Annotated in this window: 13 protein-coding genes; 9 read left to right on the top strand and 4 right to left on the bottom strand. The window is 68.6% G+C overall.

Annotated features, from left to right (window positions below; genetic code table 11):
• Window positions 1-56: 56 nt before the first annotated feature.
• Window positions 57-1,907: a hypothetical protein gene (locus FFS23_RS20030; RefSeq protein ID WP_171009362.1), complete on the bottom strand. Its 1,851-nt coding sequence runs from the start codon at window positions 1,905-1,907 to the stop codon at window positions 57-59.
• Between the two features lie 174 nt (window positions 1,908-2,081).
• Here FFS23_RS20030 and FFS23_RS05480 point away from each other — a divergent pair, with 174 nt between their 5' ends.
• Entirely contained in the window at window positions 2,082-2,864 is a 783-nt protein-coding gene (locus tag FFS23_RS05480; RefSeq protein WP_171009373.1) for a metallophosphoesterase family protein, read from the top strand.
• A gap of 151 nt (window positions 2,865-3,015) precedes the next feature.
• Window positions 3,016-3,291 (top strand): hypothetical protein, encoded by a 276-nt coding sequence (locus tag FFS23_RS05485; protein ID WP_081974586.1) that lies wholly within the window; start codon window positions 3,016-3,018, stop codon window positions 3,289-3,291.
• A 155-nt stretch (window positions 3,292-3,446) separates the two neighbouring features.
• Here the strand turns inward: FFS23_RS05485 and FFS23_RS05490 are convergent, their stop codons facing one another.
• Both FFS23_RS05490 and FFS23_RS05495 read right to left on the bottom strand, forming a co-directional pair.
• A complete protein-coding gene (locus tag FFS23_RS05490) occupies window positions 3,447-3,716 on the bottom strand; it encodes a hypothetical protein (RefSeq protein WP_041394085.1) in 270 nt (89 codons plus the stop codon).
• A gap of 71 nt (window positions 3,717-3,787) precedes the next feature.
• Entirely contained in the window at window positions 3,788-4,390 is a 603-nt protein-coding gene (locus FFS23_RS05495; protein WP_137897784.1) for a transglutaminase-like cysteine peptidase, read from the bottom strand.
• A 194-nt stretch (window positions 4,391-4,584) separates the two neighbouring features.
• Here FFS23_RS05495 and FFS23_RS05500 point away from each other — a divergent pair, with 194 nt between their 5' ends.
• The 5 genes from FFS23_RS05500 (at window position 4,585) to FFS23_RS05520 (ending at window position 9,943) form a co-directional block, all read left to right on the top strand.
• Entirely contained in the window at window positions 4,585-5,208 is a 624-nt protein-coding gene (locus tag FFS23_RS05500) for a polysaccharide biosynthesis/export family protein (RefSeq protein ID WP_245640930.1), read from the top strand.
• A gap of 166 nt (window positions 5,209-5,374) precedes the next feature.
• Complete coding sequence (locus tag FFS23_RS05505) at window positions 5,375-5,809, top strand: hypothetical protein (protein ID WP_137897785.1); 435 nt, start codon at window positions 5,375-5,377, stop codon at window positions 5,807-5,809.
• A 57-nt stretch (window positions 5,810-5,866) separates the two neighbouring features.
• On the top strand, window positions 5,867-7,135 hold the full coding sequence (locus FFS23_RS05510; protein ID WP_041394081.1) for an outer membrane beta-barrel protein: 1,269 nt from the start codon (window positions 5,867-5,869) through the stop codon (window positions 7,133-7,135).
• Window positions 7,136-7,168: 33 nt separating this feature from the next.
• A complete protein-coding gene (locus FFS23_RS05515) occupies window positions 7,169-9,313 on the top strand; it encodes a GumC family protein (RefSeq protein WP_041394080.1) in 2,145 nt (714 codons plus the stop codon).
• A 6-nt stretch (window positions 9,314-9,319) separates the two neighbouring features.
• Window positions 9,320-9,943, top strand: a complete 624-nt coding sequence (locus FFS23_RS05520; protein WP_137897787.1) for a hypothetical protein — start codon at window positions 9,320-9,322, stop codon at window positions 9,941-9,943.
• 130 nt (window positions 9,944-10,073) lie between these two features.
• Here the strand turns inward: FFS23_RS05520 and FFS23_RS05525 are convergent, their stop codons facing one another.
• Window positions 10,074-11,435 (bottom strand): O-antigen ligase family protein, encoded by a 1,362-nt coding sequence (locus FFS23_RS05525; protein ID WP_137897788.1) that lies wholly within the window; start codon window positions 11,433-11,435, stop codon window positions 10,074-10,076.
• A 191-nt stretch (window positions 11,436-11,626) separates the two neighbouring features.
• Here FFS23_RS05525 and FFS23_RS05530 point away from each other — a divergent pair, with 191 nt between their 5' ends.
• Together FFS23_RS05530 and FFS23_RS05535 are read left to right on the top strand one after the other, a co-directional pair.
• Entirely contained in the window at window positions 11,627-12,664 is a 1,038-nt protein-coding gene (locus FFS23_RS05530) for a cell wall hydrolase (protein ID WP_249340535.1), read from the top strand.
• Window positions 12,665-12,705: 41 nt separating this feature from the next.
• Window positions 12,706-13,980, top strand: coding sequence for a glycosyltransferase (locus FFS23_RS05535; protein WP_137897789.1), 1,275 nt, complete (start codon window positions 12,706-12,708; stop codon window positions 13,978-13,980).
• Window positions 13,981-14,066 lie beyond the last annotated feature (86 nt).

Consider the following 14,066-nt stretch of genomic DNA (forward strand, 5'->3'; position numbering starts at 1 on the left):
CCGCCGGCGGGGTGCCGGCGACCCGTTCCTCGGGACGTTGGAATAATGTGCCGCGATCAGGACGCGCGGTACATCTTGATCCGGTAGTTGGTCGTGTCGGTGCCGGCGGCATTCTTGTTCGGTCCGACGACGAAGGTGATGACGTCGCCCTGCTTGAGGCTGATCCCCTTGAGGCTCATGTCGTAATGGCCGTTGAAGATCGTCGCCAGCACGGTCTGCGAATTGACCACGACCTGCACGTCGATGCCGTCCGCCGACTTGGCGTTGACGTCCCACACCCCGCTGATGTCGAACTTGCCGTCATAGGGCGAGGTGTAGCGCAGGATCGCCTTATAGGCGTCGGGCGACCCGCCGGTGTTATAGTCGACCGGGCTCACCGTATTGGCGTTGATGTTGAACGGGCGCAGCCAGTCGATGCCGATATAGGGCATCCAGTCCGAACTCGCGACCTCGCCCCCGCCCTGCGTATAGGCCAAAGTATAGGCCTGTGACCGCACGCCATAGGCGAAATAGGTCCATGGCCCCTCGAACTTGGTCGAGCCGTCGAGCGAATTGGTGAAGTCGAACTGGTCGTAGCTGTCGGCGACGAGCTGGCTGGAGCCGAGCACGACGGTGTCGCCATAGACCAACGGACTGTCGCTGACGATGATCGTCGGCGACTTGGCGTCGATCGTCGTCGGCTGGGCGATCTCGATGCCCTGCGAATTGTAGAATTTCGCGCTGGCCTTGACCGTCAGGCTGCGCGGATCGCCCCAGACGACCATCGCATTCTGGCCGAACTGATAGGCGTAGACGAAGGGATCGGTGGCGATCCGCCGGCCTGCGCCTTTGGCGAGAACCTGCGTCGCCATGACCTTATAGCCCTGCCCCGGCGGCAGCACCGCGCCCGAGAAGGAGGCAAGCGCGACGTTCTTGTACCAGATGTTGTTGGGGCCGCCCTGCTGGCGCAGCGCGTACCAGTCGGCCTCCGCGACGCCCGCGGTTGCCATCACCGCGACGCTCTTGACCAGATAGTCGGCGGTGTCGACGACGCTGTCGAGCTCCTTGGCGAATTCGGTGACGTGGATCGGCTTGGCATTGGCGCCCATCGCCGACTTGAGGACGGTGAGCTGCTTGTCGAGCTGTTCGGCGTCGGTCGTATAGGGATGGACGACGATGCCATCCATATAGTTGAGCCCGCCCATCGCGAACAGCGGCTTGAAATAGCCGACCGGGATGGCGAGCGCTGCACCGCCGAGCACCTTGACGTCGGCATGCGTCGCCTTGACCGCGGTATAGACCGCCTTCAGCGTCTCGTAATAATATTTCTGGCGCGCCGGATAGCCGTCGTTGAGCACCGGCCCGGTGACGAAGTTGAACGCATTGTATTCGTTGCCGACCTCGATCGTCTTGACCTTGGGGAAATGGTCGAGCGTCGCGACGATCATCTTGGCGTAAGCGGCGCGGCCGGCGTCGGTATAGGGCGTCAGGCCGCCGTCGTAGAGCGGATTGGTATTGTCGAACAGCAAGGTGACCGGGAAGCCGCCGTCGCTGACGTTGTTGATCCAGCTCACCTTGGCCGAGTTGAACTGATAGACGCCGGGCGACTTCTCGATCTCGGTCCAGGCGACGCCGTCGCGCACGGCCGCCGTGCCGAGCGACCTGGCGGTCTGCAGGATCGAAAAGTCCCAGGTCTGCTGGCCAAACGCGGTGGCGGCGCCGAGGATCATCGCGCTCGGCGTGGTCGCGACCGGGGTCGGCGTGGGGGTCGCGGTCGGGGTCGCAGTGGGCGTCGGCGTTGCCGTGGGGGTCGCGGCGGGAACGACGACGACGGCGCCGGACGAGCCGGCCGCGCTTTCGCCGGCAGCACCTCCGCCGCCTCCTCCGCAGCCACCGAGCAGCAGCGCGCCGCACGTCGCAAGAGTCATTCGGAAGTTCAGCATGACGATCCAACTTGAGATTATTCTCAAGTTCTTAGCGGCACCGAGTTAAATATCGGTTGCCGCTCGGCGGATATGATGGTTGGAGCCGCTCGCCGTTTCACCCCGTCCCGCCCGATCCCGCTCCCCGTTGGTCCGCCCGCGGCATGTCTGGTTGTCCCAATGGTATTCCGAAGCCGCCGCCCCGCGACCGAACCGTGCCTGCCGCCGGGCCGGCGCGTCTATGCGATCGGCGACATCCACGGCGAGGCGGATCTGCTGATCCGCCTGCTCGAGGCGATCCGGGTCGACTCCCACGCCCGCCCGCCGGCTGCGGTGACGTTGGTGTTCCTCGGCGACTTCATCGATCGCGGCAAGGATTCGGCGACGTTGCTCAAGGTCTTCTCGCTCGCCGACGCCGATGCCGAAGACGTGAAGGTGCTGAAGGGCAATCACGAGGCGGCGCTGGTCGACGTCTATCGCGGCGACGAGGAGGCGCTCGCCTTCTGGCTGCAATTCGGCGGCCGCCCGACGCTGGAAGGGCTGGGCGTGCCGGTCGGCGGGCGGCCGTTCGACAGCGCCCGCACTTTGGCGCTGCTGCGTGGCGCGCTCGACGGCGCGATCGTCGACTGGCTCGACCGGCTGCCGCATTCGTGGAGCCTGGGCGATTATTTCTTCACCCACGCCGGCATCCGGCCGCGGGTACGGCTGACCCGGCAGGATCCCGACGACCTGCTGTGGATCCGCGAACCCTTCCTGTCGAGCAAGCGCCGCCACGAGAAAGTCGTCGTCCACGGCCATACCGTCGAGCCCGGCGTACCGCGGCTCGGCGGCAATCGCATCGGCATCGACACCGGCGCGCACGAGACCGGTTGCCTCACCGCGCTCGGCCTGGAAGACGGCGCGCAATGGCTCGTCCAGGCGCGTGACGGCCGCCCACGCATCGTCAGCCCGCCGCTCGGCTAGTGGCCGCGGTACCGGGCGATGTCGCGCCCCCGCCCCGCCCCGGTTCCACCGCAGTGCAAAAGAATCCGTGGCTTGGATGGTAGAGGCTCGCGTCCTGACGCGTTCGGTCGGGCGGCGATGTTCGCCGACAATCGCAACCGGGAGTATCTCTATGCTTAAATCCGTCATGCTGGGCGCCTCGACGCTCGCCCTCGTCGCCAGCCCGATCGCCGCCAGCGCCGCGCCGACCGTCGCCGCGCCGACCAATGCCGCAAGCGCGCTGTCGCTGTCGTCCGCGCATCGTGCCGGCGCGCCCGCAGGCAAGTCGAGCAAGCTCGCCGGTGCCGGCATCGGTCCGATCGCCGCAGCGGTGATCGTCGCCGGCATCGCGATCGGCGCCGCGGTGCTGATCAGCGACAAGGAAGACAATGATTCCGACAGCAACTAAGCTGTGACGTCCGGCCCCGTCCGTCGTACACGGCGGGCGGGGTCAGGCTGTTGCCGGCAGACCGCAACGAAAAAGGGCGCCCGGTTGACCGGACGCCCCCCAGTCCGGAGCTGTGCTTGGGAACAGCCCGGCCTGACCCGGAACTTCGCCGGCCGTCAGATACCGTTCGACAGATTGGTGTCGGGGTCGTTGGTGCGCATGTCGTCGGCCTGATTCTGGCCGGTCGCCCGCACCGCGTCCGCCTTGTTCTCGAGGCTGGCTTCGGCTGCGCTGGTGCTCGCATTGTCCGCGGCGTCTTCCAGATTGTCGGCAACCGCTTCGCTGTTCGCCTCGATATTGTCGGCAACCTGCTCGCGCGGGCTGGAATTGCAGGCCGACAGGCTGGCCAGACCGGCCGCCATGGCGAGAACCACCATCTTCTTCATCGAAATTACCCCTGTTATCGAACGGCTTGAAAGCCGAAGGGGGTCAATCGACGAGCAATGGGTAAGTTCCGTCAGGAGCTGCGCTGGATGCCGAACCAGCGCGCTGGGTCCTGCCCCGACTGCGCGCCGATCCAGCTATAGGGCACGTCGCGCCACATCCGAATGCCCGCGGCACGGCTGTCGAGCACCAGATCGCCCGAGCCGGTGCGCGCGACCAGCACGACGTGCAGGCCGATGCGCCGCGCATAGCCGACGGCGAGGAACAGATTGTCGGGCGGGAAGCCGGCCTTGATCAGCTCCAGCCGCTTCTCCAGCGCGATGTCCTCGCAATCGCCGACCGCGCGGCGGCCGCGACCCGACGGCGTCCACACCTCCGCACGGCCGTAGGCGCGCAGATCGCTCTCCTGGCGGACATGACGGTTGACGGTGCGGTTGACCTGATCGAGCAGGCGCAGGTCGTCGGTGATCTCGGTCTCGCCCGTCCAGGGCTGGTTGCTGCACAGATTGGGGCGCGTCTCGCACATCACCGCAAAGCCGCGTGGCGGGGTGATCGGCTGGGCGAGCGCGATGAACAGGTCGGGCCGGCTCGCGGTCGCCGGGGTGGCGGACAGCACGGCCAGCGCCGCGGCGAGGAGGGCCGCGATACGGCCGGTCGAGGAGGGCGCGGTGATCATCTCGTCATGCAATGTACCGCGGGAAGGTTAAGGAAAATTCCTGTGCCGTCCCAGAAAAGGCCGCGTTGCGGGGCGTGCCGGACAGGTGACAATAATCGCGACCTGCGCTAGCCTTAACCGATTGAGACCGCGGCTGCGGCGGTCGTTCGGAAGATAGAGTGGCAAATGGGGAAGTCCGGCGAATGAAAATCCTGATGACCCTGATCGCGGCGATCGGCCTGGCGGGTTGCGGCCCTGCCCTCGCCTCCGGCCAGACCGCGCCGACCACCGCCAGCGCGCCGGCGCGCCCTGCCGCCACCGCCGCGGGCGGCGTCACCGCCTCGGCGCAGGCCGGCCCGGCGGGCGTCACCGCGTCGACCGACGATTACCGGCTCGGCGTCGCCGACAAGATCCGCATCCTGATCTTCGACGAACCGTCGCTGTCGGGGGAATTCCTGGTCAACGCCAACGGCAAGCTGTCGCTGCCGCTGATCGGCGACGTCGATGCCGCCGGCGTCACCACCACCGCGCTCGCCGCGACCATCCAGCGCAAGCTCGCCGACGGCTATCTGCGCGAGCCGCGGGTCAGCATCGACGTGCTGACCTTCCGGCCCTATTATATCCTCGGCGAGGTCAACAAGCCGGGCGAATATCCCTATTCCTCGGGGCTCACCGTGCTCAACGCGGTCGCCACCGCGGAGGGCTTCACCTATCGCGCCAGCAAGAAGTCGGTGGTGGTCAAGCACGCCGGCGAGGCGACCGAGGAGACGGTGCCGCTGTCGCCCGATCTGCGCGTCCGCCCCGGCGACACGATCCGCATTCGCGAGCGTCTGTTCTAGCAACCGGCCCGGCGACGGCCCCCTTTCCGTCGCCGGACACACGTCGAAACCGTGTGATTAGGGCCATTATTGTCCCGAAATCGGACGGAATGTTGACCGGGCCATGCCACGTGATTGCCGATTGCGGCGTTATGTGACACAGACTTGTCAACTAAGGGGTTCAGCTATGCGATTGGTTTTGTTCGGCATGGCGGCGACGCTGTCTTTCGTCGGTGCCAGTGGTGACGCGCAGATCCCGGTGACGCCGCTGTCGCCGATGGTGTCGCGCGACGATCCCAACGTCATCGCGCTCTATACCGAGATCATGCGGACGATCGCCGGCGTTCCCGCCCCGGCGGGCCGCGACCAGCTCGAAGCGCAGATCGCTTACACGGTCGATCAGAGCCAGGCCAATTGCCCGGTCGTCGTCGCCGCGCTGCACGAGGCGCTCGACGTGCCGCGCAGCTCCAAGCCGACCGTCGAGGCGCTGCGCGACGTGCTCACCAACGCCTCGCGCTGCGACCGCTACGGCACCGCCGCGGTCGGCGGCCCGGGCGCGACGCTTGCCCAGGGTCCCGCCGTCGGGATCGGCGGTGGCAGCTCCAATTACGCCTCGTTTTAATTGATGACTTTGATGACAGGTATTTCGATGCGGCTGCCCTTTGTTGCCCTCGCGGGCATGCTGACGATGCCATTCGCTGCCGGCGTGGCGCAGGCGCAGTCGACCGATTCCAATCTGGTCCTGCCAAACCTGCCGCTCGACTTCGATCGCGGCAAGAACACCAGCGTCCTCCAGCGCGAGCGCCCGGAATATCAGGCGCAGGGCGTGCGGGCGGGCTCGTTCCTGCTCTACCCGAAGCTGGAACTCGGTGCCGGATTCAGCGACAACGCCTATCAGGTCGACAACAACAAGCAGAGCGACGTCTATGCGCTGATCGCGCCGTCGATCGCCGCGAACAGCAACTGGTCGACGAACGAGCTGAACTTCAACGCTGGCGCGCGGCTGCGCCGCTTCGCCAGCGAGACGCCGCGGAACGAGACCAACTATAATATCGACGCCAGCGGCCGGCTCGACGCGACGCGCTCGCTGACCTTCAACACCCTGCTGCGCACCGCACGCTCGACCGAGCCGCGCTCGTCCGCCGCCTCGCCGCAGGATGCCGCCGAGGCGATCCAGTTCCAGCAGACCACCGCCAGCGTCGGCAGCGCCTTCGCTGGTGCGCGCATCCGCGGCCAGGTCGCGGTCAGCGTCGACCAGTTCAACTTCTCCGACGTCCGGTCCTTCTCGGGCGGGCTGATCAGCCAGCAGGGCCGCGACCAGGTGCTGCTGCGCACCACCGCGCGCGGCGAATATGCGGTGTCGCCCGACACCTCGCTGTTCGTGCAGGGCGGCTATACCGACACGACCTACAAATATCCGCTGACCACCGGCATCCCCAATCGCGATTCCAAGGAATTCAACGTGATCGGGGGCGCGAGCTTCGATCTGTCGGCGCTGATCCGCGGTGGCATCGGGGTGGGCTACGTCAACCGCCGCTACGATTCGCCGATCTATCGCGACATTTCGGGCATCGCGGCGGAAGCGAAGGTCGAATATTTCCCGACCCAGCTCACCACGGTGGGGCTCAACGTCCGCCGCACCGTGCAGGACAGCTATTTCGGCACCAGCAGCGGCTTCTTCGCGACCGCAGCCGCGTTGCGCGTCGATCACGAACTGCTCCGCAACCTGCTGCTCAACGCGCAGGTCGGCTATGAGCAGGACGATTTCGTCAACCAGAACGGTCGGTCGAAGATCGTCCGCTACAGCGCCGGCGGCCGCTATCTGCTCAACCGCAATTTCGGTTTCGGCCTGCTGGTCGGACGCGACAACCGGTCCGCCCGCGGCAACGTCGGATTACAGGCTTTCGACGAAACCCGTGCGCTGTTATCAATCGTCCTGCAGCGCTAACGCTGTCGTCCCCCAAGGGAAAATAGCGACCGTATGAACAAGATGTCCACGCTGGCCGAGCAAGAGGAAGCAAGCCGCTTCGACCAGTCACGTCATGTCGGACGGCGCGCTGTCACCCTGAAGTCGGTCGGCGAAGCGATCCGTCGCCGCTGGATCATCGTGGTCGTCACCGCGCTGGTGGTGTTCGCGGCCGCGCTCGGCACGGCGCTGATGCTGACGCCGAAATATGACGCGTTCGCCAAGGTGCGCATCACCCCCAATGCCGCCTCGCCGCTCGACTTCGGCAACGGCACCGAACAGCCCGCCGACCAGACCGCGGTCAACACCGAGGTGCAGGTGATCGGCTCGCGCGCCACTGCGCGCAAGGTCGTCACCCAGCTCGGCCTCGATCGCGATCCGGAATTCACCGGCAAGGGCCCCGCCAACACCGCGATCGAACGCGCGACCAGCGGCGTGCTCGAGCACCTCAAGATCAACCGCGACGACAAGAGCTATCTCGTCCTCATCGGCATCCGCTCGATCGACGGCGCCAAGGCGGCGCGGATCGCCAACACCTATGCCAGCACCTATGTCGCCGGCACCGCCGACAATCTGATGGGCACTGCGGCGAAACAGTCGCAGTCGATCCAGAACCGGCTGCGCGAGCTCGGCGCCGAGGTGCAGACCGCCGACGCGCGCCTCGCCTCCTATCGCGCGCAGAGCGGCATCAGCCAGAGCGGCGAAGGCGGCACGATCACCGACCAGCAGATCGCGCCCTTGTCGATGCAGCTCGCCACCGCCGAATCCGAAGCCGCTGCGGCGCGCTCGGCGGTGTCGGTGGCGGAACGGCAGAATGCCACCGGCGGTACCGACGCGATCTCCGCGGTGCTGTCGTCGGGGGTCATCGCCGACCTGCGCCGCCAGCGCACCGAGGCGGAGAAGCGTCGCGCCGAGCTCAGCTCGCGCTACGGCCCGCGCTATCCGCTGTCGATCCAGGTCGCGCAGCAGATCGAATCGCTCGACGCGCAGATCCGTCAGGAGGCGCAGCGCGTCGTCGGCGGCCTGCGCAGCCAGGCGCTCTCCGCCGAGGCGCGCGCCGCCAGCCTGCGCAACCGCCTCAACACGCTCCAGCGCGGCGTCGCCCGCGACGATCAGGCGTCGGTGATGGCCGGCAGCCTCGAGCGCGACGCCGAGGCCAAGCGTACCGCCTACACCCGCCTCGCGCAGGCGGCGCAGCAGTCGACGCAGGCGCAGCGCGTCTCGACGCCGCAGGCGAACATCATCGAGAATGCGACGATCCCGACCAAGCCGACCTTCCCGCAGGTCAAGGCGTTCGCCGCAGCCGGCCTGCTGATCGGCCTCGTCTTCGGTCTCGCCGGCGTGCTGCTGTTCGAGGGGCTGAGCTCGACGATCCGCAAGCCCGAGGACATCGAGACGATGCTCGGCCTGCCGTTCGTCGCCTCGGTGCCGCGTCTGCCGACGCCGTGGAAGCTGCGGTCGCGCCGCGTCGCCAATCCGGCGACGACGCTCGTCGCCAAGCCGATGACGGTCTATGCCGAGGCCTATCGCGCGATCCGCTCGTTCATCGTGTCGCGCAACCAGAGCCAGCCGACCCAGGTGATCGCGCTCGCCTCGACGTTGCCGGGCGAGGGCAAGACGACCAGCGCGCTGTCGCTGGCGCGGATCATGGCGCTGAGCGGCGACCGCGTGCTGCTGATCGACTGCGACGTGCGCCGTGCCGGCGTGCTGCGCGCGCTCAACCGTTCGGTCGACACCGGTCTTGCCGACGTACTCGAAGGCCGTGCGTCGATGGCGCAGGCGGTGATCCCCGACGAGGTCGACGGACTCGACCTGCTGCTCGTCCAGGGCTCGCTGTTCACCCCGATCGACCTGTTCGGCGGGGGCCGGATGGAGGCGATGCTCGCCGAGGCGCGCGGCCGCTACGATTTCATCATCCTCGACACCCCGCCGCTGCTCGGCATCGCCGATGCCCGCACTTTGGTCGGTCTCGCCGATGCGGTGATGCTGGTCATCAAGTGGAACACGACGCCGATCGCCGCGGTCGACGCCGCGCTCGCCGGGCTCGAACAGAGCCAGGGCGAGGTGCTCGGCGCGGTGCTGACGATGGTCGATCACCGCTCGGAAGCGATGGGCGGCCTCTATTATTCGGCGCGTTACTCCTCTTATTACAACGAATAGGCGGCGGTGACCCGCTCCCGCCTGAGGCCGGCGTGGCTGGCGGCTGCGGGGGTGACGCTCGTCCTGTCGGGCATGGCGATCGGCAGCGAACGACGCGTCGCCGCGGTCGCTGCGGTGCGCGACGCCGAACCGCCGGTCCGCGCCGCGCTGCTCGCCGAGGCGGCGGGCTGGCGGCCCGCCGACGTACCGCCGCGCGCCGCGATCGGGCTTGCCGCTTTGTGGTTGCGGCAGGCCGGCGCCGCGGTGCCGCCCGGTTCCGATCGCGCCAGCCTCGCCCATGCCCGCGCGATGCTTGCGGTCGCCGATGCCGGCCGGCCGGACGCCGCGGCGACCTTGCTGCTCCATAGCCAGCTCGCGATCGCCCCCGGCGATCACCCGACCCCGGCAAGCCTGCGGGCCTTCATCGCCAGTTACGCCGCGGCGCCCTTCCTCACCGCCGAGGGCTTCTGGCGCGCAGCCTATGCGGCACGCTACTGGCGCGACCTGCCCGCCGCGACGCAGGAGGCGGCGGTCGCCGAAGCGGCGTGGCTCGCGGCGCTCGACGGCCGCTTCAACGACCGGCTGGTCGACATCATGGGCGGCTCACCGATGTCGGTCCGCTTCGCGCTGCGGATGCAGCCGAAGCCTTGAGGCGTGACGACGGGAGGCTGCCCGCTTCCCCGCCTTCCACCTTCCATTTCCCCGTCCGTTCGCCCTGAGCTTGTCGAGTGGTAGGTGGGTCTCAAGGTGCTTCGACAGGCTCAGCACCAACGGAAGGATATCAGGTCGTCGAGGCCTTCGCGCGCCGGGGTCGCTTCCGCGCCGTCACGGGCCGTCGCGCCGCCACCGGCCGCCGCGTCGCGCCGCTCGCCAGCGCCGCGCCCCATACCGAGCCGAGCAGGATCGCGAACAAGGCCGCCACCGCCGGCACGTTGAGCGCGATATCGACCATCGCGCTGCCGGCGATCGCGAGCAATGCGCACAGCGGCGCGACCGACCACCAGTCGCGCCGCGCCCGCGTGATCTGGAAGGCGATCGCCGCCAGCGCGATCAGCAACAGAGCCAGCCCCGGCCAGCCCGCCTCGATCGCGAGCTGTACCGGCGCATTGTGCGCGGCGCCGAAATTCCAGTAGAGCGGCGCGACCTCCGCGGTCAGCGTGCGCTGGTTGACCTCGTAGAAGCTGCCGAGGCCATGGCCCCACAGCGGGCTCTGGTTGGCCACGCCGGTGTAATGATCGATCACCGCCCAGCGCGATCCGGCATCTTCGGGCAGATAGGCCGAGCGGTCGGCGACCGGGGTGAACACCGCGACCAGCACCAGCAGCACGATCAGCGCCAGCGCCGCGGGGCCGAGCAGTCGCAGCGGCGGCCGGCCGTCCTGCCAGCGCCGCCAGCGCCGCACCAGCAGCAGGGCGCCGCCCAGCATCGCGAGCAGCACCGCGCTGCGGCTGCCGGTCAGCGCGCACAGCACCAGCGCCACCGCGCTCCCGGCCAGTGCGGCGAGGCGCAGCTGCATCGCTTCCTCGTCGGGGGCGAGCGCCAGTCCGCCGGCGAGCAGGGCGAGCGCCGCGAAGGTGATGCCGGCGGCATTGGGATTGCCGATCGTGCCGCTGTAGCGCGAGGCGCGCGCGCTGTCGTACAGCCAGTCGATCGCATCGACCGCCGCCCAGGCGAGATAGACCAGCCCGACCAGCGTCAGCACCCGCACCACGCCGCGCGCCGAGCCGGCGCGATAGGCGAGCAGCGCGGCGACGAGGGTCAGCAGCGTCGTCGCCAGCGCCTTGGCGAGCGCGAGGCCGAACAGATCGGCGGCCGGATTGGCGGGCACGCCGAGCGCGCTGCCCAGCCCCTGCGGCAGCAATCCGGGCAGCGCCGCCCACGCCAGCGCCACGGCTAACAGCGCGAGCGGCAGCCGTGCCAGCCGCCAGAAGCGCGACGCGGCCGGCGACAGCGCGATCACCGCGATCGCGAGCAAGGCATCGGCGAAGGCGGCGATCGCGCTGGCGAGGCCCTGGTTGGCGCCACCCGCAAGGATCTGCACGACGACCAGCCCGGCAAGCGCCGGCGCCGCCCAGCCGAGTGGACGCGGCGCCGATGTCGGTGGTGCGGGCGAGGCACGCTCGCGATCGGGCAATACGCTCATATCCCTCCCCTGTCCGACCGAGCCGTGCCAACCGCCGGTTCGCGACGACCCTAGCCAATGCAATCGCCTCTGCCAGCTTGCAAATGTGCCGAAAACACACGATGCGGCGGGGATCGATCCGATCCCGCGCAGGACACCCGCCGAACGATCGGCATAAGGGTGCGGCCGCCCCGATTGCCCGAGGACCGCCCGTGTCGCTTTCCCATTCCCAACGATCGACGCTCTGGGGCCTCGCCGCGGTGCTGCTCGTCATCGGGCTGGTGACCGCGCTGTTGACGATGGACGACGACAGCACCTTCCTCGACGCCATTCCCTTCGGCCCGGCGCGCACCAAGGTCGAAGCCCCCGCGCCGCTGGCCGAGGACGAGCTGCCGCTCGACACCTTCGTGCCGAGCGCGATCCTCAAACTGTCGCCGCAGGACGCGCTCGCCCGCAACCTCGCGCTGCCGCTCAGCCATGCCAGCAACCCGCTGGCGCCGCCCTTCGTCGCGGCCTGGCTCGGCGCCGATCTCGAACGCCAGACCGTCTGCCTCGCCAATGCGGTCTATTACGAGGCGAATGGCGAGCCGCTGAGCGGCCAGCGCGCGGTCGCGCAGGTCGTGCTCAACCGGCTGCGCCATCCGCGCTATCCCAAGACGATCTGCGAGGTGGTCAACCAGGGGTCCGACCGGCCGACGGGCTGCCAGTTCAGCTTCACCTGCGACGGCTCGCTCGCGCGGGCGCCCAATCCGGCGCGCTTCAAGGTCGCGATGGGTGTCGCCACCGCCGCGCTCGACGGCTGGACCTCCGCCGAGGCCGGACAGGCGACGCATTACCACACGCTCTACGTCTTCCCGAAATGGGCGCCCGAGCTGCTCAAGCTCGGCATCCTCGGCCACCATATCTTCTACCGCCTGCCCGGCCAGCCCCACGATTACACCGCCTTCCGCACCGCGGCCGCGGCGCTGCCCACCGATCCGGCGCTGCTCGCGCCGACGCTGCCCGATCCGACGCTGCCGGCGAGCGACGTCGATACGCGCGCGGTCGTCGGCGTGCCGCTCGCGCTACCCGCCTATCCCGGCCCGACCGTCACCGGCACCACGTCGGACAGCGGCGCGAGCCCGGGCAGCGGCGCGACCGCCGGCCAGCCGGCCCCCGCCGCGACCCCGACCCCGGCCGCCAAAGCGACGCCGCGCAATTATTTTCCCGATCGCCGCGACACGCGTTCCCATCTGCCGCTGCCCCAGTAAGTTCGCGGCATGGCGCTGCTTTTGCAACAGGACCCTATTCGATGACCGTAGACCCCACGCCCGGCGAGAGCATCCCGGCCCGCCCGCGCAAGGTGGCGATCGTCCATTACTGGCTGGTGACGATGCGGGGCGGCGAGCGCGTGCTCGAACGGATCTGCGATCTCTATCCCGACGCCGACATCTTCACCCATGTCGTCGACGAGAATGCGCTGTCGCAGACGCTCAAGCGCCATCGCATCTTCAGCACCTTCATCAGCAAGCTGCCGCTGGCGAAGACGCAATATCAGAAATACCTGCCGCTGATGCCCGCCGCGCTCGAGGCACTCGACCTCAGCGCCTACGACCTCGTCATCAGTTGCGAGGCCGGGCCGGCCAAGGGCGTCATCACCCGCCCCGACGCGGTCCACGTCACCTATTGCCACTCGCCGATGCGCTACATCTGGGATCAATATCACGCCTATCGCAAGGCGAGCGGCAAGCTCGCCGGCCTCTACCTGCGGCTGGTCGCGCCGCGGATGCGCGCCTGGGACCGGATGAGCGCGTCGCGGCCCGACGTCATCATGGCCAACAGCCAGTTCGTCCGCCGGCGCATCGGCAAATTCTGGGGGCGGGAGGCGAGCGTCGTCTATCCGCCGGTCGACGTCGACATCTTCCAGCGCAGCGACGCGGTCAGCGACGAATGCGTCTGGATCAGCCAGCTCGTTCCCTACAAGCGCCCCGACATCGCGGTCGACGCCTTCACCCGCAGCGGCCGCAAGCTGCACGTCATCGGCGACGGCCCGATGCTCGAGACGCTGAAGGCGCGCGCCGGCCCCAACGTCCGTTTCACGACGCGGATGCGCTTCGACGAATTGCGCGCGGCCTATGCGCAGGCGCGCGCGCTGATCTTCACCGCCGAGGAGGATTTCGGCATCATCCCGGTCGAATCGCAGGCCGCCGGGCGGCCGGTGGTGGTGTTCGGCCGCGGTGGCGGCACCGAGACGGTGATCGACGGCGAGACCGGCATCCACTTCCACGAGCAGAGCGCGGAGTCGCTGATCGCGGCGATGGAGCGGTTCGACGCCTGGCTGCCCGGCTTCGACCCCGAGGCGGCGATCGCCAACGCCAGCCGCTTCGCCCGCGCCAATTTCCTGCGCGACTTCGCCGCGGAGGTCGCGCGCGCCGAACGGCTGGTCGCGGCCGACAGCGTGCTGGCGTCGGACCGGGAGCGGGCGGACACCGGTCGCCTGCCGGCGGCCGGACGCCTGCCGGTGACGGAAGGCGGTGCCGCCCCCGATCGGGACACCGGCGGCATGCCGGTCGACGTTGATGGGTGACGATCGCGCAACCGTGCGTTAAAATGCAATAATGCGAAGGCCGCGGATGGATGTCGCGCGGTCATCCGTCGTCGGGGGGCAATACA

Source organism: Sphingomonas sp. 2SG, assembly GCF_005503285.1.
Lineage (GTDB): Bacteria > Pseudomonadota > Alphaproteobacteria > Sphingomonadales > Sphingomonadaceae > Sphingomonas > Sphingomonas taxi.

Excerpts from the sequence above, each read along its gene's own strand:
- FFS23_RS20030 (WP_171009362.1), bottom strand. The coding sequence starts at position 1,907 with ATGACTCTTGCGACGTGCGGCGCGCTGCTGCTCGGTGGCTGCGGAGGA.
- FFS23_RS05535 (WP_137897789.1), top strand. The coding sequence starts at position 12,706 with ATGACCGTAGACCCCACGCCCGGCGAGAGCATCCCGGCCCGCCCGCGC.
- FFS23_RS05500 (WP_245640930.1), top strand. The coding sequence starts at position 4,585 with ATGACCCTGATCGCGGCGATCGGCCTGGCGGGTTGCGGCCCTGCCCTC.
- FFS23_RS05480 (WP_171009373.1), top strand. The coding sequence starts at position 2,082 with ATGGTATTCCGAAGCCGCCGCCCCGCGACCGAACCGTGCCTGCCGCCG.
- FFS23_RS05505 (WP_137897785.1), top strand. The coding sequence starts at position 5,375 with ATGCGATTGGTTTTGTTCGGCATGGCGGCGACGCTGTCTTTCGTCGGT.
- FFS23_RS05485 (WP_081974586.1), top strand. The coding sequence starts at position 3,016 with ATGCTTAAATCCGTCATGCTGGGCGCCTCGACGCTCGCCCTCGTCGCC.
- FFS23_RS05525 (WP_137897788.1), bottom strand. The coding sequence starts at position 11,435 with ATGAGCGTATTGCCCGATCGCGAGCGTGCCTCGCCCGCACCACCGACA.
- FFS23_RS05510 (WP_041394081.1), top strand. The coding sequence starts at position 5,867 with ATGCTGACGATGCCATTCGCTGCCGGCGTGGCGCAGGCGCAGTCGACC.
- FFS23_RS05490 (WP_041394085.1), bottom strand. The coding sequence starts at position 3,716 with ATGAAGAAGATGGTGGTTCTCGCCATGGCGGCCGGTCTGGCCAGCCTG.
- FFS23_RS05515 (WP_041394080.1), top strand. The coding sequence starts at position 7,169 with ATGAACAAGATGTCCACGCTGGCCGAGCAAGAGGAAGCAAGCCGCTTC.
- FFS23_RS05495 (WP_137897784.1), bottom strand. The coding sequence starts at position 4,390 with ATGATCACCGCGCCCTCCTCGACCGGCCGTATCGCGGCCCTCCTCGCC.